The organism is Bdellovibrio bacteriovorus (assembly GCF_001592735.1).
GTDB lineage: Bacteria > Bdellovibrionota > Bdellovibrionia > Bdellovibrionales > Bdellovibrionaceae > Bdellovibrio > Bdellovibrio bacteriovorus_D.
Genome location: NZ_LUKE01000006.1, coordinates 74,813 through 96,461, shown reverse-complemented (window position 1 = coordinate 96,461; position 21,649 = coordinate 74,813). Strand labels below are relative to the sequence as shown.

Below are 21,649 nucleotides of genomic sequence, written 5' to 3'. Positions count from 1 at the left end.
CTGACGGGTTTTTTCGTTTAAACAGGCTGCGTGTGCGTCGCGATCACTTTTTCCGCATCTGTTTCTAAAGATTTTTCGACTGAAGAAAATCTAGCAAATGCCAAAAAGACTAAGCCCGTTCCGATTCCCAGTCCTGTTAAGAGGACAAAGAACTGCTGTTTGCTTAAAACATCATAGTATCCGCCGATAACTCCCGAAGCGTAATTACCAAAAAAGCTCGACATCAGCCAGACACCCATAAGCATGGACACCATACGTGCTGGGGCCACCTTGGTGACGTAAGAAAGACCGATCGGTGAAAGATAGATCTCACCCAAAGTGATAAATGCCGTGGCTGCGGTTAACCACAGCAAGCTGCCTTTTTCCTGGGGTCCAATAACTTTTGCTGCCAAAATCATAAAGACGAAACCCAAGCCGCTGATAATGCAACCCAAGCCCATTTTCACCGTGCTGCTAGGTTCTTTGCCTTTTTTATTTTGCCACGCCCAGAAGATCATCAGCAATGGCGAGAAAATAAAGATCATCGCCGGATTGAAAGCCTGGTACCACGTCGATGGCAGATTCACGCCAAAGAATGTCCAGTTGGTGTTATTTTCCGCCCAAAGCTGCATGGTATTTCCTTGCTGCTCATAGATCGCCCAATAAACGATGTTCAGCGCACACAAGATGACTAGTGCCATGATACCTTTGAGTTCTTGTTTGGTTAACTCTTGTTCTTCGGTTTTTTGAGTCTGTTTTTGACGAGTGATTCGATCCACCGGCAAACGATGACGACCAAAGTGATAAACCGCCAGTCCCACTAACATTCCAATACCGGCCGCACCGAAACCGTAATGCCATCCCATTTTTTGCCCCAATGTGCCGCAAATAAACGGAGAAAAGAAGGCGCCAAGATTGATGCCCATATAAAAAATTGTGAACGCACTATCACGTCGAGCATCGCCCTCTGGATATAAATAGCCCACTTGCGTTGTGATATTCGGTTTAAAAAAGCCATTTCCGATAATCAAGAAAAACAACGCCAATAAAAACTGAGATTCAATGGCCATCAAGAAGTGACCAATCGCCATCAAAAAACCACCGACATAAACAGAGCGACGCTGCCCAATCAAACGGTCCGCAATGATTCCCCCAAAGAACGGAGTGAAGTATACAAAGCCCGTATACAAACCATACAGCTGTGACGAAAGTGCTTGGTTCGTCATCGGCCCATAAATCATCTCAATAAAAGATTTCAAGCCTTGAAAGCCGAAAACTTCTTTGCCTTTATCGATTTCGATAAAGAGGTATTGAGTCATGTACAACACCAAAAGAGCGCGCATTCCGTAATAAGAAAAGCGTTCCCACATTTCGGTAAAGAAAAGAACGAAGAGACCTTGAGGATGTTTTGTTTTAATCATGATCGCAGCATAGAAGGCTGCTCAATAAAGAGTCAACAGCAGTTCGCGAAAAGATCCTTCTTTTCGCGAACCCACCAGATAACTTATTTGCAATCATCCACATGGCGAGACGGCAAATCTCCAAAGCGGACGTGAGAAAAATCAAATCCCCGGATGGAGGCAGTCACCGTTTCCATTAAACGCACTTGGCAGATATTCTGCCCGTTTTCATCCTCTATGACCCCAAAGATCTTTTCTAATTTAATAGAGACAGGGACTTGTAATACTTCAGGCTTTCCTTGCACAACCTCCTCCACTAAAATCGCTTGAAAAGTCGCCAGGCACGGCGCGGTTTCGCCCTCATTGCGATGATTCAGCACCGTCACTGCCGCCAGTTCCGGAATCAAAACCTTCACCGTCGGCGCGCTGTAGCCAGCCTTACTTAAGCGGATGCCCGCAGTTGAAAGATCCACCGGCAAAGTCACTACTTGCTCAGAAACCAAAGTGTTGGCATTCGCCATCGCACTTAAAAATATCAAACCCAGAACAACTAAAGATTTCATAAAAGACTCCTCCATCTTGTTAGGAAAGCTTTTAGCGGATTCTTATCATTAAAAATATTGATGATTTATTATACTTATGATTAATAAATTATATGGATATTCAGTCTCTTAAATACTTTAAAGCTGTCGCCCAGATCGGAAACATGAGCCGTGCCGCTCAGGAACTGCATGTCAGTCAACCCACCCTCACGGTTACGATAAAAAAGCTTGAGGACGAACTCGGGGTTTTCCTTTTTGAGCGCTCTAAAAAAGGTGTGGTTTTAACCCCGGCCGGGATGGACACCCTTCGCTATGCCGAAAACTTACTGCAAACCTGGGAAGAACTAAAAAAGTCTTCCCTTTCGGCAGAAAACGAGGTGAAGGGGCTAGTGCAATTAGGAGTTCATGCTTCTGTTGCTCGCTACACGCTGCCCGCCTTTTTGCCCGGCCTGATGAAAAAGCACCCTGATTTTCGCGTCAATCTGATTCATGATCTTTCACGAAACATCTTAAACATGGTTCTAGAGCATCGTTGCGATGTAGGTTTAGTCATCAACCCCGAACCCCACGCCGACCTTATCATTAAAGACCTTTTGCAAGATGAAGTGCGCGTCTGGAAAAAGAAGGGCTCAAAAAACCATGACATCTTGATCGTCGATGAAAATCTTTTTCAAACTCAAACCTTAATGGAGCGTTTAAAAAAGAAGGGCCTTCATTACTCCCGGCAAATTCGTTCCGCAAACTTAGAAGTGGTCGCAAGCCTTTTAGATTCAGGGATGGGGCATGCCATCCTCCCTGAACGCGTGGCCCGTCAATCCGGAGTCTCGATCGAGGAAGCTCATCCCGAGGTGCTTCCATTTAAAGACACCCTCAGCTTGGTCTATCGTCCTAACTTTCGTAAGACGGCCTTGGGGAAAGCCTTTATTGAAGCCGTCACGGCACAGAAATTTTAGCTCTGGACCATCGAATAGAAACGCTTCACTTTCAAACAGTTTAAACCGATAAGCCCTTTGAAAAAACATCAAGGGGCTTCTTCATGGATAGAGATCAGCTGGTCGCCGAAATCAAAAAACTTCTGCAGGAAGAATTGAAAAATTACACCCGTCCCCTGACGGAAAAAATTTCTGACGTACATAAAGAACAAGCTTTAGAATTTAAAAACGACGCCACCATTTTCGTAAAAGAAAATCCATGGATCGCCGTAGGTGCCGCCGCGGGCTTAGGATTTTTAATCGCGCGCCTCATTTACAAAGGGGAAGACTAATGAAGTTTCTCATTCCATTGCTTTCATTTTTCTTAGGAAACGCTAAAAGTTTTTTCGGTGGCCCCAGCCAGGCCATTACTCAACAAGTGGTTTTGCGCGTGCGGGCGATCACGATCCTTGCCATCTGTGCGATCGGATCCTTGGCTCTCAGCTGCGTAGGACTTTCGTTATTGATCGCAAAAATAGCCACCCAGCTTGATAGTCCGGAGGGCTTCGTGTGGACCACCGGCACTTCGGTTTATTTAGGTATGACGTTGCTTTTTGTTGGGGCCTTGGTGATCACCATGCTTCGAAGCACTTGGCTCAGCTCAGGGGGATTTAATCCTCAGAAGGAAGCCCCCCGCAAAGGCGGCAGTCCGATTGAAAATGCCATCGCCTTAGTCGTCATGGATTTTTTAGAAGAGCGCCAACAACGACGCCAGAAAAACGAAAACCGCAGCGCTTAGGCTGCGGTTTTTATTTCGGCGAAATTGAAGTCTTTAAAATTACAGAATTTGCTGATCGCAGGTGTTGATAGATTCAGAAGCTGTCACCTTGCGTGTCTTTTTATCGATGATCTGAACAGTCACGTAAGCACAAGTATCACCTTGGTAAGCATCGCGTGAACGCGTCGTTGTTACTACCAACACAGTTCCACGATCTTCAGTCACTGTTTTTACACCGCTCGCTGGAGTGTAAGCTGCGCTGAACAAGTCGCCGTATTCGTCTTCGCGGTCGTTACCTTCGTAAGACTCTTCAAAACAACCGGGGCTGTTTTCGTCTTCGTTTGAACAAACACGGTCTTCATCCGGCGTATCTACCGGTTCAGATTTGCTAGATTTTGCTGCTTGAGCAGGAGTGGCAGAGACCAAAGTTAACGCCGTAAACGCAAGAACGAAAAGTAAGATGTATTTCATCTAAATGCTCCTAGAGAGTTGTATGTCCAGGAGGTTTACCAAAACTAAAAGCCCCCGCCAAGAGCGAGGGCCTTTAAGAGTCAAAATTTCATGTCTCTAACTATTTTGCAACGGGGATGACTTCGTCTAAGAAGTCCATGAAAGCCACCCAAGAACGGCGATCTGCCGCCTCGTTATAGGCAGCCCCCTTGGAAGGATCATTGCCGGATTCTTTTTGGGTAAAGGCATGAACAGCCCCTGAATACGCAATAAACTGGTAATCAGCCTTCGCATCGTTCATTTCCTTCATGAATCCTTCGACCTCCTTAGGAGGAACGTTCGGATCGACGGCTCCATGCAATACCAATAACTTGGCCTTCAGATTCTTCGTTTTTTCAGGTTTGTCGGCCGAAAGTCCCCCATGAAAGCTGACCGCACCAACCACCGGAATACCGCCACGAGCCGCCTCTAAAGCCCCGGTTCCGCCTAAGCAGTAGCCCGCAATAACGACTTTTTTAGAGTCGACTTTTTTGTTCTTTTTAAGAAATTCAAAAGCGGCTTTTTCACGATCGCGGAACATTTGGCGATTGCTTTTAAAGGTGCCAGCCAGTCCCCCGGCTTCGGCCATATTTCCGGGGCGATTGCCTTTGCCATAAAGATCAATGGCAAACGCCACATACCCTTGGTTCGCCAATTTTTCCGCCGATTGTTTTTCATGGTCCGTCAAACCCATCCACTGGTGCACAATCATAACGGCCGGTCTTGGGGTCGTCCAAGAATCGTCATAGACTATGTAGCCTTCAAGCACCGTTTTGCCGTCTTTATACTCAACCGCTTCAGACTTAATCGCCGCATGGGCTGCCGTCGCAGAAAAAATTGTGGCCAAAACAAGGGTGGTGGTTTTCCATAAAGCTTTCATCTAGATCTCCTTAAGAGTGGACTAAAGTCTATTAAACCGTCAGGAATCGGTCAAAACCCGCTAACGCTACTATGCCATGGAACAGAATAGCGCTGCGTTATAGACAGAGGCCCCCCCCATGGTAAGATAAGACATCTATGGAATATCACAGGCCCAGCCAATATCTTGTTCTTACACTTAGCATTCGTACATCATGACCATCATTAGCATTTTATTCTTCCTCACCATCGGTATCTCATTTCTTTGCTCGTTGCTTGAGGCCGTCCTTTTAAGTTCGACTTCGGCTTACATCGGCGTCTTGGTGAAAGAGAACAAACGCAGCGGTAAATTGCTTGAGCACTTAAAAGAAAATCTCGATCGTCCTATTTCGGCGATCCTCACGTTGAACACCTTTTCACACACCTTAGGTTCCGCGGCGATTGCTTACCAAGTCCAAGTCCAGTACGGCGAAGAGTCTGTCACCCTAGTGTCTTTTGTCCTTACGTTTTTGATTCTAATTCTTTCAGAGATCATTCCTAAATCCATCGGTGCCGCTCACTGGAAAGCCTTAGTTCCGTTTTCGGCCTACGCGATTCAATTTATGATTCTTTTGCTTTATCCACTGGTGATTATGTCTGAATGGATCGGACGTTTTTTTGCCAAAACCGGTGACGATCCTGAAGTAACCCGCGAAGAAATCCTGATGACCGCCGAAATCGGCATGGAAGAAGGAACCTTAAAAGGCAAAGAGTCGAACATCATTAAAAACCTTTTGATGTTAGATAAGATTTACGTCTCGGACATAATGACCCCGCGTTCGGTGTTTTTCGCTTTAGAAAAAGACGAAACCGTTGAAGAGGTTTTTGCCAAACATCGTCCTTTGCGTTTCTCGCGTATTCCGATTTATGCGGGAAGCTTGGACAATATCGTGGGTATGACCTATCGCTATAAGATTCACGAAGCTCTTTCCAACGATCAACACGATAAACTGGTGGGCGACTTGGTGACCCCGATTTCAAGCATTCCAGAGCGTATGACCGTGTCGCAAGTCCTTGATTTCTTCATCAAAGAAAAAGAGCACGTCGCCTTGGCCGTCGATGAATACGGTATCGTCGCGGGACTTGTAAGCTTAGAAGATGCCGTGGAGACGCTTCTAGGTGTTGAGATCGTCGATGAACTTGATAACGTCGAAGACATGCGTAAGTTTGCCTTAGAACAATGGCAGCTGCGCAAACAAAAGCTGCGCCGGAGCTAACCGGTGCTGCTTTTTTATGTTCCTTGCCCAGATAAAGAAACCGCCGAATCCATTTCTAGAACTTTATTAAAGGAAAAACGTATTGGCTGTGCCAATATCCTTACGCGCATGGAGTCCCATTATTGGTGGGATGGAAATTTAGATCACAGCAATGAATATGTGCTGATTTTAAAGACTTTAAATAAGCCCGGCGTGCAAGAAAGCCTTACTAAACGCATCGAAGAACTTCATCCCTACACTATTCCTTGCGTCATGATTTTGCCTGTTCTGGCAATAAATGAATCCTATAAAAAGTGGCTTGAAGATTCGATGAAATAGCTTTTATTATGGCCCGGTCCGCTTGGGGACCGAAATAAGGGGCTTTGATGACTAAGCAAGAACTCGCAAAAAAAATCTATGACATCGCTCATTTAACCGGAGAATTCAAACTTCGTTCGGGCCAAGTTTCTAACGAATATTTTGATAAGTACCGTTTCGAAGCACAGCCATTGTTATTGCGTGAAATCGCAAAACAAATGGCGCCGCTGATTCCTCCGGGAACCGAGGTCTTAGCGGGATTAGAAATGGGTGGCATCCCCATCGCCACCGCCTTATCACTTGAAACCGGATTGCCTTGTGTGTTTGTACGAAAAGAGGCTAAGGAGTACGGCACTTGCAAATTTGCCGAGGGCTTAGAGATCAAAGGCAAGAACGTCTGCGTGATCGAAGATGTCGTCACAACGGGCGGACAGGTCGTTTTATCCACAAAGGACATTCGCTCTTTAGGAGCCAAAGTCAGCCACGTGCTTTGCGTGATTCATCGAGGACCTGTATTTCCGGAACCAAAATTAACCGAGATCGACCTGACATTGACGCCTCTTTTTATGAAGGCTGATTTTAACTAGTCGCCTTTAATAATCCCAAAAACCACGTCCGCCTTCTAAGACGGGGGACGGACGTTTCAAAGGGGGTTTTCCATAAACCCCTGGTTTCTTTAGGTTATATCTACCACTCCCCTTCGATACCCCCTGGCTCCCCGCTTGCAATTTTAAGCCTGCAACTGAAAACGGAGTCACTATGAGAACTATTTTTATCCTTTTATTAAGTCTTTTTAGCTTTGCGGCCTGCGGGCCCCGTGAACGCAATCAAGAAGGTCCTAAATCCGCCCCCCCATTGACTTACAGAACTCAAGGTTACTCGGGCCTTGTGGCTGTCAAAACCTTAGAAACCGATCCTTACGTTTTAAATATTGAGATTGAGCGCAGTCACGAAGACATCAATCACATCTTGCGACTTCAATATTTTGAGGCTCTTGAAGACTCTCTGGTACCCGGAGAAGAAACGGTCACCTTCGGCTGTGGCGGCCATGAGCCTAAGTCCCCCCTGCCGACGGAGATCACCGCCGACACCATCGTTCTGTGCGGAGAGTTGGTCTTCCCCAAAGTTATTAATTTTAAAGCTAATAATATTATATTTGAATCTGCCACCGTGACGATTCAAAACGAAGAAGAAGAAAAAATCACGACCGCTTATCTGAAGTCCAAAAATCCCATCACACTTAACGGAGATGCCCGAATCATCATGGAGGGACGCGTGCGCAGCGATGAAAAAGGACGAGGTACTACGCCCACATTTTATCTTACTGTCCCCCGCTTTGAAGGATTAGGAAGAATGCATATCATTTCTAAGGCTTATTACATCTTGAATAAGTAACAAATAAAAAAGCCCACTTTCTAAGTGGGCTTTTTAGTTTAGAAGTTATACGGACGATGTCTTTCAGGAATACAACCAGACAAATAACTTACATTTGTGATGGTGTCGCCGTATGAATACGAACCGCGGAAATTACCTACTTTTTGGCTCGCTGTGTTTACCAGATTGATATCTAGATTTTTGTAAGAGGCATAGCCTTGCTCACGAACACGCTGATAGCCTTTGATTTCGACCCATTCCCAACCACAGTTTTCTCGGCCACGCAAGTCACGACCGCGATCACCATCACAGCGATAAACGCGTTCCGTATCGTACACGCAGGAACGAGTCGCTTCACGATCAAAGGGAACTTGAGTTCCGTAAACGCGACCGCTTAAGCCAAATTCTTGTCTTAACGATGCCGGAGAGATTTTAATAGTTTGCTCTGAGGAACTCGACAGCTGAGGGATCTTGAAAGTGACCTCTTTCCCCCCGGCTGCAGAAATGAAAACTTGTCCGCCCTTTTCTTGAGCGCGAACCGCCGCACGATAAGTGCCTGCATTTAAGACTTGTTTGTTCCCACCAGGAGATACAATACGAAGAGTAGTACTAGTGGTAAGAGTACCAACCACGCGAGACTCATCGCAACCCGCCAACGCCAAAACAGACAGAGCAGCCACAGCCACTCCACGCAAAATAGAACTCATATTCACCTCTACAAAGATTTGTGCTCATCGTCCTCAGTCCAAAACGAACCAAAATTAACAACGAGCTAAGCTATAGCAAGGCGTATACCAGAAAAAATGGTGTCAAAAAGCCCAAGGAGGGGCTTTTCTTAAAAAAGAGCCTATTTTTCAGCAACGATGTAAGCAATCCAGCTTTGGCAGGCTTCACCATGATCGACACGTGTAAAGTTTCCATCGCCCGAACCATCGGCTGCGGTTCCTTCCCAATAAACATGGCTTTTACGGAATCCGACTTCGGCCATAATATCGCGAAGTTCCGGAATCGACCAAAGACGCCAGTCATAGGTGAAAACGCGTTCGATCTTTTGTCCTTTCACTCGGAAGTGAATATGGAACAAAGCTTCGTTGGTCACTGGGTCAAAGTTGGTTTGATCCCAATAGTAAGTAAAACCTTCGTGCTTGATCGTGTCCTCGATGGCGTCATAACACTGACTGCCACCAAAAAGGTCGACCAGGAAGATCCCATCTTTACCCAAAGTTTTATAAACATTGGCAAAATATTTTTTTAATAGATCTCTTTGCTTAAAACAGAAATACGAAAAGTTCATTGCCGCGACGATGTCAGCCTTAGGTAAGTTCGGATCAAGAACATTGCCTTCAATCAGCTTCATGCGACGTTGCTGTTCAGGTTTTAATTGAGTCAGATAGTGCTGACGACCATACGCCATCGGTTCTGGATCAAGATCGATACCGATAGCCTCATGGCGCGGATTAAGTTTAATCCATTCGTTAGATAAAGCAAACGTTCCGCAAAAGTCTTCACGAAACACTCGCGGTTGCTTGCCCTTAAGTTCCACGTAAGTGTCGCGAATAAACTGCACGTCGGTTTCTGCCGATTGCACAGCCTTGCGGTACAATTCGTATTTATCGAATTGCACTTTGCTGTTTTTACGATTTACCCGACGACGAACTTTTTTACGGTGAGATTTCTCTTTTTTTGCCATTAAGGAACTTCCGCCACGACTTCGCGAATTGCTATTTCGATATCATGCAGCTGAGGAACGGAATTCTTCTCTAGGTTCGGATGCAAACCAATACCCGGAAGATTCTTACCAGCCACCACACGCGGACGCGCCATCAACTGGTAAAAACATTCTTGAGTTGCACGGTAAGCCAAATGCTCACCAAAATTTGTGACTTCCGTATCTTCATTCACGAAAAGCACGCGACCGGTTTTTTCAATTGATGATTTAATCATCTGCCAGTCATACGGGTAAATCGAACGTAAATCGATCACTTCAACAGAAATGCCCTCTTCACGTAACTTATCTGCCGCTTCATCACACAAATGAACCATGCGGCTGTACGTGACAACCGTGATGTGTTCACCGCTCCGAGTGATTTTACCTTTACCAATCGGCACGATGTATTCTTGCAGATCGGGCCAACGTGGTTTCCAGCCGTCTGGATTTTGCACGGGTTTATCAATCATCGCCTTAAGCTCTTTTTCATCAGCCGGTTCGCCCGGGATTAATTCATCCCCTTTATGGCGCATCAAAGCTTTGGATTTAAGATACAAAACGGGATTTGGATCTTGGATTGCCGCCAGCATTAAGCCGTAAGCATCCAGCGGATTTGAAGGCATCACGATCTTCCAACCCGGCAAACGAGAAGCCCAAGCATCAAAAGAATGCGAATGGTAAACGGAACCAAAGATTCCCGCACCCACCGGGGTCATCACGACCATCGGCAATTGCATTTGCCCGTTTGTGCACCACAAAGTGTTGCCGGCAATTTTTAAAAGATCGATCGTATTAAAAATATAATCCGCAAACTGAATCTCTGCCACACAGCGGTCCCCAGCCATGGCAATTCCCATCGCCATGCCGATAATCCCACGTTCATCCAGCGGAGAGTTCCAAGCCGTTTTAAGACCTTGAGTCGCCGTGAAAACACCACCCAATGGTGCGCCCACGTCTTGTCCAAAAACGTCTTTAAGACCTAAGTGCTTTTCACCATAATGAAGAGCCATGCGAATGGCTTGAGCTGTACTTGCCATTAGAATTTTCTCCAATCCGCATTTTCATTGTTCACGTAAACATGATCCCAAACAGAATCCGACGTCGGCACTGGCTCTTGACGAGCTTGTTCTTGTGCGGCCACACCTTCTGTTTCATAAATTTCCCAGATTTTTTTCACGGCTTTTTCAGAAATAATACCGGCTTTCAAAAGACGTTCTTCAAAGACCATCACTGGATCCGCCATGTGAGTTTTCTTATTAGCCCCGTCGGCTGAAGAATGGCCGTACAAACGTGTCGTGTATGCCTCAATGAAAGAAGGCTTGCCGGTTTTACGGATGTAATCCATTTCTTCTTTCACGGCGATATAAGTCTCAACCGGGTCATTACCATTAATGATACGCGAACGGATGTTGAACGCCTTCGCGCGATCGGCGATATGCGTTTCCCCATGCTGACCTTCAAACGGAGTGGAAATACCCATTTTGTTATTTTGCACGGTCAATAACACAGGCAGCTCTTGGCCTTTACGAGACGCTAAAATCAAAGCAGAGGCAAAATCTCCTTCGGCAGTTCCGGCGTCACCACCTGTCACAATTGAAATCGATTTTTTACCGTGACGTTTTTGTGCGTGGGCGGTTCCCACCGCAATTGGATACTGAACCTCGATGGGCGAAGTCACTGGCGCGACATTCCACTGAGGGAAACAATAGTGATTGGCAAAGTTACGCCCGCCCGTGGAAGGGTCGGTCGAACGATTCATGATCAAACGAACAGAGTCAATCATGGTCATACCCATGGCAATCAAAGTCGGCGTACAACGATAGTGCAAATGCAACCAATCGTAATCCAAGCCTTGGCCCTTTTTAGTAAGCATGCCCAACGGGACGCCGAAAGCTTCTTCACCGGGTCCACCGATCCAGAAATAAGCTTCTCCTGCTTTATAGATTTTAATCAAACGCTCTTCAAGAACGCGCGATTTCACCATCAAGTCATGCATGCGCAATAAAAGATCTTCAGAAAGTCCGCCAAAAGAATCTTTGGAGGAAGCCTTAGCAGAGGTTTTTTTAGCGGCACCGGCAGAAGTTTTCGAAGCCGCACCTTTTTTAGGCGCTGGCTTTGATCCCGCTTTAACCGAGGTCTTTTTAGACATAGTGAGTCTCCATGAGTCCGAACTCTATTTGGCGTCCATCTAAGCGAAAAGAGAAGCTTTTGTCACGCCAAATAGCCTTGAAATCCATGGAAAAATAGTTTGTTTTTGACTAAAAATTAAGCGGCCGACTTCTTAGACGCTATATGGCTTTGCAGGAGGGCTTTGCCTTCATTGTCCAAATGCTTTTGAAGCTGATTGACCGCGTCCCAAGAAAGCCAGAGTCCATCTTGCGACGGGGTCGGGATGGCCGCGTTGAACCAACCCGCTTTTAAGTTCTCATGATAGGTTTTAAATTGTCTTTCAAGGTCAGCTCCAAAAATCGCATGGCCAGTCCCGGCTTGAATATCCGCCGCTGCTTTTTCCATGAAGTTCACGAATTCTGACAACATCGTATTTAAGGGCGGATTTTGATAATGCCCCATCTTTAAAGTTTCTTGAATGGCCGCTTCCATTTTCGTCGCGTAATAGCCAAGCACGGGCCAACGAGAAGAACTCGACATCGCCTTAAGGATTTGCGTGCCCTTCAAACAGTTTTCCAAATCCGTCGTACTTCGCGAAGGCAATAAGCGTTTGAAGTCTTGCAACAATGCCTGCGTTTTGGTGACGAAAATATCGTTTTTTGAAATAACAAATGATTCCTCAATGACGTGCATTTTCTTTTGCAAGAAAGCGTAAATTTCCGGAACAGTGATAGGCTTTTTTAACAATCCCGCAGAGCCAAACGCCATTGCCATTGTGAAGTTGGGTCCATCAGATTCTGTCGTAAGAAAGAATACAGGAATGTCATGGTACGCAGGGTGTGATTTTAAAATGCATAAAAGATCAAATCCACTTTTGCCGGTCATCATCCAATCAGTTAAAACGACATCGAACTTGCTCCCGGAAGCTAATAATTGCAAAGCCTCTTCCGCGGAATTTGCTTGAGTCAGGGCGTATTCGCTCTTGTACGGTTCTAACCCACGTTCAATGGTCTTACGCAGAGTCGCTGAATCATCGATATGTAAAAGGCGGATAGTTTTTTTCTCTCTCAAGTGGATCTCCTCGCCGCGGGTCCGTCACGCATCCCCTCATCTCTTATCGTGCTTTTCCGGTTTAGCTATACCCGACCAAGGTCTGGGTTTTAAGCCAGGCCATGGCTAGGCTTAAATAAAAAAAGCCCGGGTTCGGCCCGGGCTTCAACAACAACTGACATGGACTTAAGGAAAAGACGCTTCTATTTAGCGCTGGCTTGTTTCAGTGGCAGAAGGGCTTTGCCTTCTTGCAACAGAATCAGATCCAGAAGGACACTTTCCGCTTCCTGAATATCAGGGCGCTTTAAGTATTCTTCGTTTTTCTTGGCCTTACTTGCCGTCTTTTTCGCTTTATCTTTCTTTTCTTTTTCGTTTTTATCTTTAAGCACTTCGCTCACGCGGATCACTTTACCGCGGGCTTTGGCCTTATTTAATTCATCGACGATTTTTTTAAATTCTTCATTTTTAGCAACACGTTCCGTAGAGCGATCTTTCATTGATTTGACCCACTCTGTTTTCACTTCTTTCCACGCTGAAGGACCTTCTTTCACGTAGGCCTCTGGCGACAAGAACGCGTCGATGGTTTTTGGTGGCAATGAATAGTCCATGTACTTTTCACCCACGTCGTCCGTACTAAAAGGACCTGGCAACACAATGTCGGCATCAACACCACGGTGCTGAGTCGATTTACCACCCGGGATAAAGAACATGCCCACGGTCACTTTAATCGCGCCAAGGTCATTTGGAATTGGCAATACCGATTGCACGGAACCTTTACCATAAGTGTGGTCACCACCGACGATCACCGCGCGTTTATAATCCTGCAAAGTTCCCGATACGATCTCAGATGCCGAAGCCGAAATCCGGCTGGTTAAAACAACCAGCGGTCCCGCCCAGTCAACAGTGGGATCGGTGTCGCGAAGGGCGGCTTCCGCACGACCTTCATTTTTAGAAGATTGTTTCACTACGTTTCCAGTTTGGAAGAATAACCCCGCGATTTTCACCGCGTCTTCAAGCGATCCTCCACCGTTGGTAGAAAGATCTAGCACCAAACCGTCCGCTTTTTTCTCGTTAGCTTCTTTGATGATTTTTTTCAAATCTGCCGCTGACGAACGACCGCCACGACGAGAATCCGCATAGAACGACGGGAAATTGATAATGCCCAATTTCTTTTTTACGCCACCGACTTCTTTTTCCGTGAAAGTGATTGAGGCCGCATCGTCTTCAAGGCTTACTTTTTCACGTACTAAAGTGACATCCATGCGTTTTTTACCGTCACCGGTTTTACGCAAGATCGTCAAACGAACTTTCGTTCCTTTAGCGCCACGGATTTTTTTAACAACGTCTTTCAAATCTTGATCGATCACGTTTTCCATCGGACCTTTTTCCTGCCCGACCGCCACGATTTTATCTTGAGGCTCAATCAAACCCGATTTTGCGGCCGCCCCACCTGGCACAAGCTGTTCCACCACGGTGAAACCGTCTTGGGAGGAAAGTGTCGCGCCAATACCTTCAAGTGACAAACGCATTTGGATTTCAAAGTCTTCTAAAACATCACGAGAAAAGAAGCTTGAATGTGGATCTAAAGCGCGCGCAAAAGAATCAAGATAGCCCGAGTACAAATCGTCTTCGGTCGTATCTTGAGTCCGTTTCACCGCACGCTCGTAATTTTTGATGACGTTCTTTTTAGCTTCTTCCATTTTCATATCGGTCGCCATATAGTTGCCGATTTGGAATTGGATGTATTTTTTCAAATAATCATTGGCCTCAGCCGTGTCTTTGGGCCATGCCTTTTTTTCTGGATCGAAAGTAAATTCTGTCGCCGGATCAAACTTGAAATCTTTGCCTAAGTAAAGCTTAGCAAATGCCAAACGATCTTTGACTCTTTCAAGGACGATTTTTTGAGTTTGATCCAGGAAAGCACAATCTTTGTTTTTGGTCTTATCAAAAACATTATTGGTTATTTTTTTAATCTGATCGATATCCGGTTGAGTCAGATAAATTTTTGAGGGATCCAAGCGCTTCAGATATTGCTCTACCACGCGAGTTTGCAATTCAGAATCACGTACAGAATATTTCACGTGATTGGCCAAAAAGCCTTGTTCAATCACTGTCAGATAACGACATTCTAAGCCGTCTTTTTGCTGAGCATAAGCCAGTGATGAAGTTGCAAGAGCACCAGCCACGATGGCTAGCTTAATTTTCTGTGACATAGACAATGAAATCATCGTGATCCTTCCGATAGGGCTTGCTCTTCCTTCAAGCCCACGTGATTTCACTAGAGTAACAAATATTCAATAGAGCGCATTCAATTTATGAATGCCGCCCTAAATTAGGACTGGTTATTGGGGATTAAGACTTTTGTCTTTCTTCTTCAAAAAAAGACAGTTGTGAGAGGCTCTCCACTTTTTCACCGCGCAGCCCGTTAACACCGACTTCATGTTTGATGAAGTTGCCGTGCTGGGTTTCGATAATAAAGAAAGACATCTCGCGGTACTTAGACTTAAGTCGAGTCATCTCTTCTAAGATGAGCTGGATATTCTTGGGATCATCGTCAGACATTCCAAAACGGTGATGCGGGTTATACCCGTAAACTTCAATGGCTTTTTCAACACTGGCGCGAATGGCACGTTGCTTTAACTCGGCTGTGCCTTCTTTGAATTCTACGTCCCCTAAAGCACGACGCGTTTCTTTATGACTGACCGGATAGACACTTAAATAGTTGGGCTCAATGGGCAAAAGCTTATTTTGCACGAAATGACGGATCCCCTCTTTCAGAGTTTCCGGATGATGACCACGAGCGGTGATCACCGATAGCGGGCGCTGATTAAATGCCGCGTGATAAAAACACTCCCAAGAAGGCCCCTTCCATTGGAAGTCTGCAAAACCCACGGCCTGCGCCACATCTTCCACGAAAATCTGACGACGCCCGTTCAGGCGCTCGGCTTCAGAAATATCAGCGTCACGAAAATTACGGAATGTTCCTGTCATATCGCAATAATCAATTTCAAAACTTTCAAACGCACCCGATTTACCAATATGCAAATGGTGTTGGGCGAAATCCCCACTAGAAATTTGAAGTTCTTCACGAGTGTCTTTGTGGAAAAGAATCAAGGGCGTCGTTAAGAAAGCGATGTTGTCGTCGAAATCAAAGAAATAGAAACTGCGTCCACCCAAATGAAAGTTGCGATCTTTCTCTGGCTGACGAGAGATTCCTAACTCGAGTTGTCCCTTGCGAGGACTGTCGCTCATATTGACTCCACCGGGCCCGTCGAGGGCGTAAATGCTTGAATGCAGTCAATTTAACAAACAAACCCCTTTCGGAAAAGGGGCCTGAACTAATTACTTTTTGGCCTTGCGAGTGACCACTTTTTTCACGCCCAAAACCTCGGCTTTGGCTTTTGGAGTCACGGCCTTCTTTAAAGCCCCTTTAGCCGGAGCTTCTTTAACGGGGGCGGCTTTTTTTGCACTCGGGGCCTTTTTGGCTTTGCCCTTAGCCTTGCTCACTCCGCCTTTTTCATTAATCAAAGCAATAGCTTGCTCTAGGGTGATGGTATCCGGAGTCACCCCTTCAGGAAGCGACGAGTTCACTTTGCCACATTTTATATAAGGCCCATAAGGACCATTAAATACCTGGACCGCCTCGCCCGAATCAGGATGAGGCCCCAAATCTTTAAGGGCGGCGGCTCGGCCACGGCCTTTTTTAGGCTGACTCAGCATTTCTAAAGCACGTTCTAAGGTGATGGTAATCACACTTTCCCCTTTAGGGATGGAACGGTAATCACCGTCATGAACCACGAAAGGACCAAAACGACCTAAGCCTGCCTTGATTTCTTTTGAAGTTCCAGGATGGATACCCAAAGTTTTAGGCAACGATAATAGCTCTAGGGCCATATTCAAGTCGACTTGTTCCGGTTGCGTATTTGGCGGAAGCGACGCACGTTTTGGTTTGTCATCTTCTGGAGACACGTCACCTAACTGTACATACGGACCAAAACGACCATTTAAAACATAAATCGGCAAACCTGTTTTTGGATCTTTACCTAAAGCATCCGCGCCATTAATTTTTTGATCAATCAAACGCTCGGCAATTTCAGGCGTGATATCTGCGGGCGATTCGTTGTCTGGCAATGAGGCACTGACATCTTCACCGTCGCGAGTACTTGTTAAATAAGCCCCATAGCGACCGACGTGGAATTTATAGCGATCCATGCCTTCTAAAGTCATTGTGCGTGCATCGTCCGGATTGATTTTTTCTTCTTGAGCTTCCACCAAAGCGCGCAAACCCTTAGGCCCTTTGTAAATGGAGGCTAAGTATTTCTCCCAATCCAAATCACCTTCTGCAATATTATCCAGACTTTGTTCCATTTCAGACGTGAAGCCAAGATCCACATACTCTGTCAAATAAGAACTTAAAAGTTTGGACACGATCATCGCGGTGAATGTCGGCACCAAGGCGGTTCCATTTTTACGAACATATCCACGGTCAATGATAGTTCCGATAACTGAAGCGTATGTTGATGGACGACCAATGCCTTCTTTTTCCATCGTTTGCACTAAGCTCGCCTCTGTGTAACGAGCTGGCGGCTTGGTTTCATGCGATGTCGGATCTAGCTTAGAAACCTTCACGGAATCTTTCACTTTCAGTGCGGGTAAACGCACTTCGCGTTCTGCTAAATCTGCTTCGGGATCATCGCTGCCTTCGACGTACGCGCGTAAGAAACCCGGAAACTCAATCGTCATGCCAGAAGCACCGAACAAAGCATCGCCGACTTGGATTTTTGCACTGACTTGTTTTTGTCGAGCATCCACCATTTGCGAAGCAATCGTGCGTTTCCAAATCATGTCATACAGGCGGAACTGCTGGCCCGTAAGGCCCGTCTCATCGGGATCCATAAACTGGTTCCCTGCGGGACGAATCGCTTCATGGGCCTCTTGAGCGCCCTTCACCTTTTTCGCGGCATAATTACGTGGCTGCGGAGTTAAATATTCTTTGCCATATTTACTTTGAATACATTCGCGCGAAGCCTTGATGGCCTCTTCAGATAAGAACGTAGAGTCCGTACGCATATAGGTGATAAAACCTTGTTCGTACAATTTCTGTGCGACTTGCATCGTTTCGCGCGAACTTAAACCCAATTTACGATTGGATTCTTGTTGCAACGTCGAAGTGATAAAAGGTGCTGCGGGCTTACGAGTGGTTGGTTTTTCTTCAACTTCACTGACGGTCCAGGAGCCTGATTTTAGATCTTGAGATAGTTTTGCAGCCAGCTTGTCGTCTAAAACTAAAACGTCTTTGCCGGCCGTAAGTTGGCCCGTCAAACCATCAAAGTCTTTGCCGGTTGCGATGCGCTGATTTTTATATTGCTGCAAGCGCGATTCGAAATTCACGCCGTCTTTGGCAAGTTCCGCAAGAACTCCCCAATAAGAAGATTTCTTAAAGCGCACACGCTCTAGTTCTCTTTCCGCGATTAAACGCACGGCCACGGATTGCACGCGCCCTGCGGAAAGACCGTAAGCGACTTTTTTCCAAAGAAGGGGGGAGATTGTGTAACCCACTAAGCGATCTAGCACGCGACGCGCTTCTTGCGCGCGAACCAGGTTCAAATCAATCTCGCGCGTATCTTTAAGGGCTTTTTGAATCGCCTCTTTGGTGATCTCGTGAAAGACCATGCGTTTGGTTGGAACTTTCGGTTTTAAGACTTCAAGCAAATGCCAGCTGATAGACTCCCCTTCACGGTCTTCATCGGTCGCGAGGTAAAGCTCTGAGGCTTCTTCTAACTTGTCCTTCAGATTCTTAACGACTTTGGTTTTATCTTTAGGCACGCAGTAAAGAGGTTCGAAATTCTTATCCACGTTCACGCCCAGCTGGGCCCACTTTTCTTTTTTAACTTTTTCAGGAATGTCTTTCGCTGATTTGGGTAAATCGCGAATATGTCCCATGCAAGATTCCACCACGTACTCACGTCCTAGAAATTTACGGATGGTTTTTGCCTTTGTTGGGGACTCTACGATCACAAGCTTGATGCCGTCGTTGGATTCGCCTTTTTTTGCCATTGGTGTTCCTCTGCTGCTGGCAGATGGGCCCGGTAGCCCGATCTATATATATAGACAAAAATGAAGGCGATGGGCTTCCGGCGCAAGTCTAAATTATAACAAGCCGTACCAAAGACCTTGGTCCAACCGCTCTCCTCCGGTAATCTTAAAGGAATGAAAAATGCTTCCGAATTCAACAGCTCACTGCAGTTTTTGTTCACTGATATCGACGACACTTTGACCGATGAAGGTCACTTAAAGGCCGGAGCTTACGAAGCTTTATGGAATTTGCACGACCACGGAATCCACGTCGTCCCGATCACCGGACGTCCCGCGGGTTGGTGTGAAATGATCGCCCGCATGTGGCCCGTTAGCGGTATCGTCGGCGAAAACGGCGGATTTTATTTTCGCTATCATAATAGAAAAATGCATCGCCATTTCTTTTTTGACGAGGCTACTCAAAAACAGAACAGAGCAAAGCTCAAAAACTTAGAGTCTGAAATTTTATCGAGAGTACCCGGCTGCGACCTGGCCAGCGATCAATTCTGTCGCTTGATGGATTTGGCCATCGACTTCTGCGAAGATGTCCCGGCATTGGCCTCTTCGGAGGTCAAAAAAATTGTACAGATTTTTGAATCTCACGGAGCTCAAGCCAAAGTCAGCTCGATTCACGTCAATGGGTGGTTTGGAAACTATGACAAGCTGACAATGACTTTGCGATTTTTAGACCGCGAATTTGGTATTGATGCCGAAAAAGCGAAACAGATTTGCGGCTTCAGCGGAGACTCTCCGAACGATGAGCCGATGTTTCGGTACTTCCCTCATAGCTTTGCCGTGGCCAATATTCAAAACTTTTTGGATCAGATTAAGAATCCACCCACGTATGTTAGTAAAAATCGTGGCGGCGAAGGCTTTACCGAAATTGCGCAAGCGATTTTAGCGTCTAAAAAGTGAATCGCCAAAGCGGGCATTTATCCCCAGGGTTGTCCCACATTGAATCATTTTTTTGATCTTTGCCATGAAAGCTTGGGTGAATACCCTGGCTTTCATGTGAAAACACAAATTTAACTGCGGCATCAGATATGCATCTTTCATTACTAGGAGGATTGCATGCCACAAAATACTAAGTCCCAAGAAAATCACTATGGTGGAACTCGTCGGCACCATCCGGAACACGACTCGAAAATCTTAGAAAACTTCACCGATGACAATCAAGACTTCCTCCCCAACTCGGCTCAATACAATGACCCGGAAGAAATCCGCTTTAATACCGAAGATCGCTTGGCCCATGAACACCATGATCGCCCTGAACAAGTCTATGGCTCCGATGATTTTCGGCCATCTATATATAGCGACGGGGGTCATGGAAGACAGGTCACAAAACCTCCTGTCGGAGAGAATTCTGACAATAAGGATTACGTGATGAATAAGGATTCAGAGCAAGGAGCCCAGCAAAAATATCACAATACGGAAGCTAAAACACGCCGTCATTGGTGGTCGTTTTTGCGCAAGTGAACCATAATAATGAACCGTGGCAGTTTTTGCCGCTTCATCCTGAGATTTCCTTTCTTCTTAGGAAGTGTGGAAAAACCGTGAATGTAAAACAGAAGTGTTAAGCACTCAGACATTCTTATGTAATGTCTAAGTTACTGTTCAAAGTTTGTTCAATGATTTTTAAAAAACCGTCAGCACATTCAACACTCGAAAAATTTATTTTTTTCGAGTGTTTTTATTTTCCGACTTTGGTCCTAACCTGAATGTGTACTTAACGAAAGGAACACACCATGAACAGACTTTTGATTCTCGCACTAGTCACAATCGGAATGCTAACTGGATGTAACAACAAGCTTGCAACTTTGGGTTCTACTAATGAGAGCGATTCATCAACAAATGAATCTCTTGCTGCGCAGCCAGAATCACAAGCTCAAAAGATGCTTGCAGATCTTGAGGCAACATTAAAAGCCAATGCGACTTCATCAACTGCAAGAACAAAAGTTCAAATGAACTTAAATCTTCCAGCATTGAATTTAGATCTTTCACAAATCTCTACTATCATGGGATTTGCAAATTCATCAGTTCTTGGCGCGGGCTTAATGGGATCTAACGACATTAGCGCGATTCTGCCAGTTCTTATCGGTGGCGCTTCCCAAGGCGTTGGCAACCTAGGTTTGCCAACATCACAAATCAGCTCGTTGATGGGTTTGATTGGTAACGGTTCATTGACTTCGATCTTGGGCTCAACCGGATTAGGCAATGTGACTGGCGGAGCACTTCCTACAGACTTAGTATCTCTTCTTTCCGGATCTCTTTTCCAAAATCTTCCGATCGCGGGGATTCCGACAAATGGTTTGCCGACAGCCTCTGGAAACTTGATGGGGCTTCTTCTTGGTAACTTGGGAGGCACAGGCCTGGGCTCTGGTGGATTGTCTTCCATCATCTCGGCCATTTCATCAGGTGCCGTGACCGGTGTTGGAGGTATCCAAATCCCAGGTATGAATTCAAACTTACTTTCAAGCATCTTGAGTTCCATCGGCTCCGGATCAGTAACGGGTATCGGTGGCATCACCATCCCGGGCTTGTCGGGTGGTTTGAACGCCAATCTTATTCAAACACTTCTGGGATCATTCACTTCCGGTGCCAACCTAGGTTTGGGCAACTTAGGAGGCAACCAAGGTTTGAACACAAACTTGATCACGACTTTGCTTGGCAGTTTGACTCAAGGTCAAACCGGCGCTCTTCCTAACTTGGGATTGGGCTTAGGCCAAACTCAAGGTATGGCGGGATTCCTACAACTTCTTTTGGGATCTTTGGGTCAACACTAAGAATTAGATTTTAAAGTAAAAAAAGACCGAAGGATAAGAT

Annotated in this window: 22 protein-coding genes; 10 read left to right on the top strand and 12 right to left on the bottom strand. The window is 45.9% G+C overall.

What is annotated here, in order from left to right:
• Positions 1-17: 17 nt before the first annotated feature.
• On the bottom strand, positions 18-1,400 hold the full coding sequence (locus AZI86_RS17345) for a peptide MFS transporter (protein ID WP_081111983.1): 1,383 nt from the start codon (positions 1,398-1,400) through the stop codon (positions 18-20).
• 83 nt (positions 1,401-1,483) lie between these two features.
• Positions 1,484-1,942 carry a hypothetical protein gene (locus AZI86_RS17340; RefSeq protein WP_061836560.1) on the bottom strand — a complete coding sequence of 153 codons (459 nt, stop codon included), beginning with the start codon at positions 1,940-1,942 and terminating at the stop codon, positions 1,484-1,486.
• 92 nt (positions 1,943-2,034) lie between these two features.
• Between AZI86_RS17340 and AZI86_RS17335 the strand changes: the two genes are divergently transcribed.
• The 3 genes from AZI86_RS17335 (at position 2,035) to AZI86_RS17325 (ending at position 3,631) form a co-directional block, all read left to right on the top strand.
• On the top strand, positions 2,035-2,874 hold the full coding sequence (locus AZI86_RS17335; protein ID WP_061836559.1) for a LysR family transcriptional regulator: 840 nt from the start codon (positions 2,035-2,037) through the stop codon (positions 2,872-2,874).
• 83 nt (positions 2,875-2,957) lie between these two features.
• Entirely contained in the window at positions 2,958-3,185 is a 228-nt protein-coding gene (locus tag AZI86_RS17330) for a glycine zipper domain-containing protein (RefSeq protein WP_061836558.1), read from the top strand.
• Complete coding sequence (locus tag AZI86_RS17325; protein WP_061836557.1) at positions 3,185-3,631, top strand: hypothetical protein; 447 nt, start codon at positions 3,185-3,187, stop codon at positions 3,629-3,631. Before AZI86_RS17330 ends, AZI86_RS17325 begins: the two co-directional genes overlap by 1 nt.
• A gap of 39 nt (positions 3,632-3,670) precedes the next feature.
• On the opposite strand, the gene AZI86_RS17320 is transcribed toward AZI86_RS17325, so the two are convergent.
• Together AZI86_RS17320 and AZI86_RS17315 are read right to left on the bottom strand one after the other, a co-directional pair.
• Positions 3,671-4,081, bottom strand: coding sequence for a hypothetical protein (locus AZI86_RS17320; RefSeq protein ID WP_061836556.1), 411 nt, complete (start codon positions 4,079-4,081; stop codon positions 3,671-3,673).
• Between the two features lie 100 nt (positions 4,082-4,181).
• A complete protein-coding gene (locus AZI86_RS17315; protein WP_061836555.1) occupies positions 4,182-4,979 on the bottom strand; it encodes a dienelactone hydrolase family protein in 798 nt (265 codons plus the stop codon).
• A gap of 193 nt (positions 4,980-5,172) precedes the next feature.
• On the opposite strand from AZI86_RS17315, the gene AZI86_RS17310 reads away from it, so the two are divergent.
• The 4 genes from AZI86_RS17310 (at position 5,173) to AZI86_RS17295 (ending at position 7,905) form a co-directional block, all read left to right on the top strand.
• Positions 5,173-6,213 (top strand): CNNM domain-containing protein, encoded by a 1,041-nt coding sequence (locus AZI86_RS17310; protein WP_061836554.1) that lies wholly within the window; start codon positions 5,173-5,175, stop codon positions 6,211-6,213.
• A gap of 3 nt (positions 6,214-6,216) precedes the next feature.
• Positions 6,217-6,531 carry a divalent-cation tolerance protein CutA gene (cutA, locus tag AZI86_RS17305; protein ID WP_061836553.1) on the top strand — a complete coding sequence of 105 codons (315 nt, stop codon included), beginning with the start codon at positions 6,217-6,219 and terminating at the stop codon, positions 6,529-6,531.
• 47 nt (positions 6,532-6,578) lie between these two features.
• Complete coding sequence (gene pyrE / locus AZI86_RS17300) at positions 6,579-7,097, top strand: orotate phosphoribosyltransferase (protein ID WP_061836552.1); 519 nt, start codon at positions 6,579-6,581, stop codon at positions 7,095-7,097.
• A gap of 172 nt (positions 7,098-7,269) precedes the next feature.
• The gene (locus AZI86_RS17295; RefSeq protein WP_061836551.1) at positions 7,270-7,905 is read left to right on the top strand and encodes a hypothetical protein; all 636 of its coding nucleotides are present in this window, start codon (positions 7,270-7,272) and stop codon (positions 7,903-7,905) included.
• A gap of 38 nt (positions 7,906-7,943) precedes the next feature.
• On the opposite strand, the gene AZI86_RS17290 is transcribed toward AZI86_RS17295, so the two are convergent.
• The 8 genes from AZI86_RS17290 to topA form a co-directional block, all read right to left on the bottom strand.
• Positions 7,944-8,591, bottom strand: coding sequence for a hypothetical protein (locus AZI86_RS17290; RefSeq protein WP_061836550.1), 648 nt, complete (start codon positions 8,589-8,591; stop codon positions 7,944-7,946).
• Positions 8,592-8,731: 140 nt separating this feature from the next.
• On the bottom strand, positions 8,732-9,574 hold the full coding sequence (locus AZI86_RS17285) for a class I SAM-dependent methyltransferase (RefSeq protein WP_061836549.1): 843 nt from the start codon (positions 9,572-9,574) through the stop codon (positions 8,732-8,734).
• On the bottom strand, positions 9,574-10,629 hold the full coding sequence (locus tag AZI86_RS17280) for an alpha-ketoacid dehydrogenase subunit beta (protein ID WP_061836548.1): 1,056 nt from the start codon (positions 10,627-10,629) through the stop codon (positions 9,574-9,576). Before AZI86_RS17280 ends, AZI86_RS17285 begins: the two co-directional genes overlap by 1 nt.
• On the bottom strand, positions 10,629-11,741 hold the full coding sequence (locus AZI86_RS17275) for a thiamine pyrophosphate-dependent dehydrogenase E1 component subunit alpha (RefSeq protein WP_061836547.1): 1,113 nt from the start codon (positions 11,739-11,741) through the stop codon (positions 10,629-10,631). The genes AZI86_RS17280 and AZI86_RS17275 overlap by 1 nt, the downstream gene beginning before the upstream one ends.
• 116 nt (positions 11,742-11,857) lie before the next feature.
• A complete protein-coding gene (locus AZI86_RS17270) occupies positions 11,858-12,772 on the bottom strand; it encodes a response regulator (protein ID WP_061836546.1) in 915 nt (304 codons plus the stop codon).
• A gap of 182 nt (positions 12,773-12,954) precedes the next feature.
• The gene (locus tag AZI86_RS17265; RefSeq protein ID WP_061836545.1) at positions 12,955-14,979 is read right to left on the bottom strand and encodes a S41 family peptidase; all 2,025 of its coding nucleotides are present in this window, start codon (positions 14,977-14,979) and stop codon (positions 12,955-12,957) included.
• 124 nt (positions 14,980-15,103) lie between these two features.
• Positions 15,104-16,003, bottom strand: a complete 900-nt coding sequence (locus AZI86_RS17260) for a hypothetical protein (protein WP_061836544.1) — start codon at positions 16,001-16,003, stop codon at positions 15,104-15,106.
• 90 nt (positions 16,004-16,093) lie between these two features.
• Positions 16,094-18,808: a type I DNA topoisomerase gene (gene topA / locus AZI86_RS17255; RefSeq protein ID WP_061836543.1), complete on the bottom strand. Its 2,715-nt coding sequence runs from the start codon at positions 18,806-18,808 to the stop codon at positions 16,094-16,096.
• Between the two features lie 153 nt (positions 18,809-18,961).
• On the opposite strand from topA, the gene AZI86_RS17250 reads away from it, so the two are divergent.
• The 3 genes from AZI86_RS17250 to AZI86_RS17240 all read left to right on the top strand — a co-directional run bounded on the left by AZI86_RS17250 (position 18,962) and on the right by AZI86_RS17240 (position 21,609).
• Positions 18,962-19,741 (top strand): HAD family hydrolase, encoded by a 780-nt coding sequence (locus AZI86_RS17250; RefSeq protein WP_061836542.1) that lies wholly within the window; start codon positions 18,962-18,964, stop codon positions 19,739-19,741.
• A gap of 156 nt (positions 19,742-19,897) precedes the next feature.
• Positions 19,898-20,302: a hypothetical protein gene (locus AZI86_RS17245; protein ID WP_061836541.1), complete on the top strand. Its 405-nt coding sequence runs from the start codon at positions 19,898-19,900 to the stop codon at positions 20,300-20,302.
• Between the two features lie 269 nt (positions 20,303-20,571).
• Positions 20,572-21,609 carry a hypothetical protein gene (locus AZI86_RS17240; RefSeq protein ID WP_061836540.1) on the top strand — a complete coding sequence of 346 codons (1,038 nt, stop codon included), beginning with the start codon at positions 20,572-20,574 and terminating at the stop codon, positions 21,607-21,609.
• Positions 21,610-21,649: the final 40 nt, after the last annotated feature.

Excerpts from the sequence above, each read along its gene's own strand:
- AZI86_RS17345 (WP_081111983.1), bottom strand. The coding sequence starts at position 1,400 with ATGATTAAAACAAAACATCCTCAAGGTCTCTTCGTTCTTTTCTTTACC.
- AZI86_RS17340 (WP_061836560.1), bottom strand. The coding sequence starts at position 1,942 with ATGAAATCTTTAGTTGTTCTGGGTTTGATATTTTTAAGTGCGATGGCG.
- AZI86_RS17335 (WP_061836559.1), top strand. The coding sequence starts at position 2,035 with ATGGATATTCAGTCTCTTAAATACTTTAAAGCTGTCGCCCAGATCGGA.
- AZI86_RS17330 (WP_061836558.1), top strand. The coding sequence starts at position 2,958 with ATGGATAGAGATCAGCTGGTCGCCGAAATCAAAAAACTTCTGCAGGAA.
- AZI86_RS17325 (WP_061836557.1), top strand. The coding sequence starts at position 3,185 with ATGAAGTTTCTCATTCCATTGCTTTCATTTTTCTTAGGAAACGCTAAA.
- AZI86_RS17320 (WP_061836556.1), bottom strand. The coding sequence starts at position 4,081 with ATGAAATACATCTTACTTTTCGTTCTTGCGTTTACGGCGTTAACTTTG.
- AZI86_RS17315 (WP_061836555.1), bottom strand. The coding sequence starts at position 4,979 with ATGAAAGCTTTATGGAAAACCACCACCCTTGTTTTGGCCACAATTTTT.
- AZI86_RS17310 (WP_061836554.1), top strand. The coding sequence starts at position 5,173 with ATGACCATCATTAGCATTTTATTCTTCCTCACCATCGGTATCTCATTT.
- pyrE (WP_061836552.1), top strand. The coding sequence starts at position 6,579 with ATGACTAAGCAAGAACTCGCAAAAAAAATCTATGACATCGCTCATTTA.
- AZI86_RS17295 (WP_061836551.1), top strand. The coding sequence starts at position 7,270 with ATGAGAACTATTTTTATCCTTTTATTAAGTCTTTTTAGCTTTGCGGCC.
- AZI86_RS17290 (WP_061836550.1), bottom strand. The coding sequence starts at position 8,591 with ATGAGTTCTATTTTGCGTGGAGTGGCTGTGGCTGCTCTGTCTGTTTTG.
- AZI86_RS17285 (WP_061836549.1), bottom strand. The coding sequence starts at position 9,574 with ATGGCAAAAAAAGAGAAATCTCACCGTAAAAAAGTTCGTCGTCGGGTA.
- AZI86_RS17280 (WP_061836548.1), bottom strand. The coding sequence starts at position 10,629 with ATGGCAAGTACAGCTCAAGCCATTCGCATGGCTCTTCATTATGGTGAA.
- AZI86_RS17275 (WP_061836547.1), bottom strand. The coding sequence starts at position 11,741 with ATGTCTAAAAAGACCTCGGTTAAAGCGGGATCAAAGCCAGCGCCTAAA.
- AZI86_RS17265 (WP_061836545.1), bottom strand. The coding sequence starts at position 14,979 with ATGATTTCATTGTCTATGTCACAGAAAATTAAGCTAGCCATCGTGGCT.
- AZI86_RS17260 (WP_061836544.1), bottom strand. The coding sequence starts at position 16,003 with ATGAGCGACAGTCCTCGCAAGGGACAACTCGAGTTAGGAATCTCTCGT.
- topA (WP_061836543.1), bottom strand. The coding sequence starts at position 18,808 with ATGGCAAAAAAAGGCGAATCCAACGACGGCATCAAGCTTGTGATCGTA.
- AZI86_RS17250 (WP_061836542.1), top strand. The coding sequence starts at position 18,962 with ATGAAAAATGCTTCCGAATTCAACAGCTCACTGCAGTTTTTGTTCACT.
- AZI86_RS17245 (WP_061836541.1), top strand. The coding sequence starts at position 19,898 with ATGCCACAAAATACTAAGTCCCAAGAAAATCACTATGGTGGAACTCGT.
- AZI86_RS17240 (WP_061836540.1), top strand. The coding sequence starts at position 20,572 with ATGAACAGACTTTTGATTCTCGCACTAGTCACAATCGGAATGCTAACT.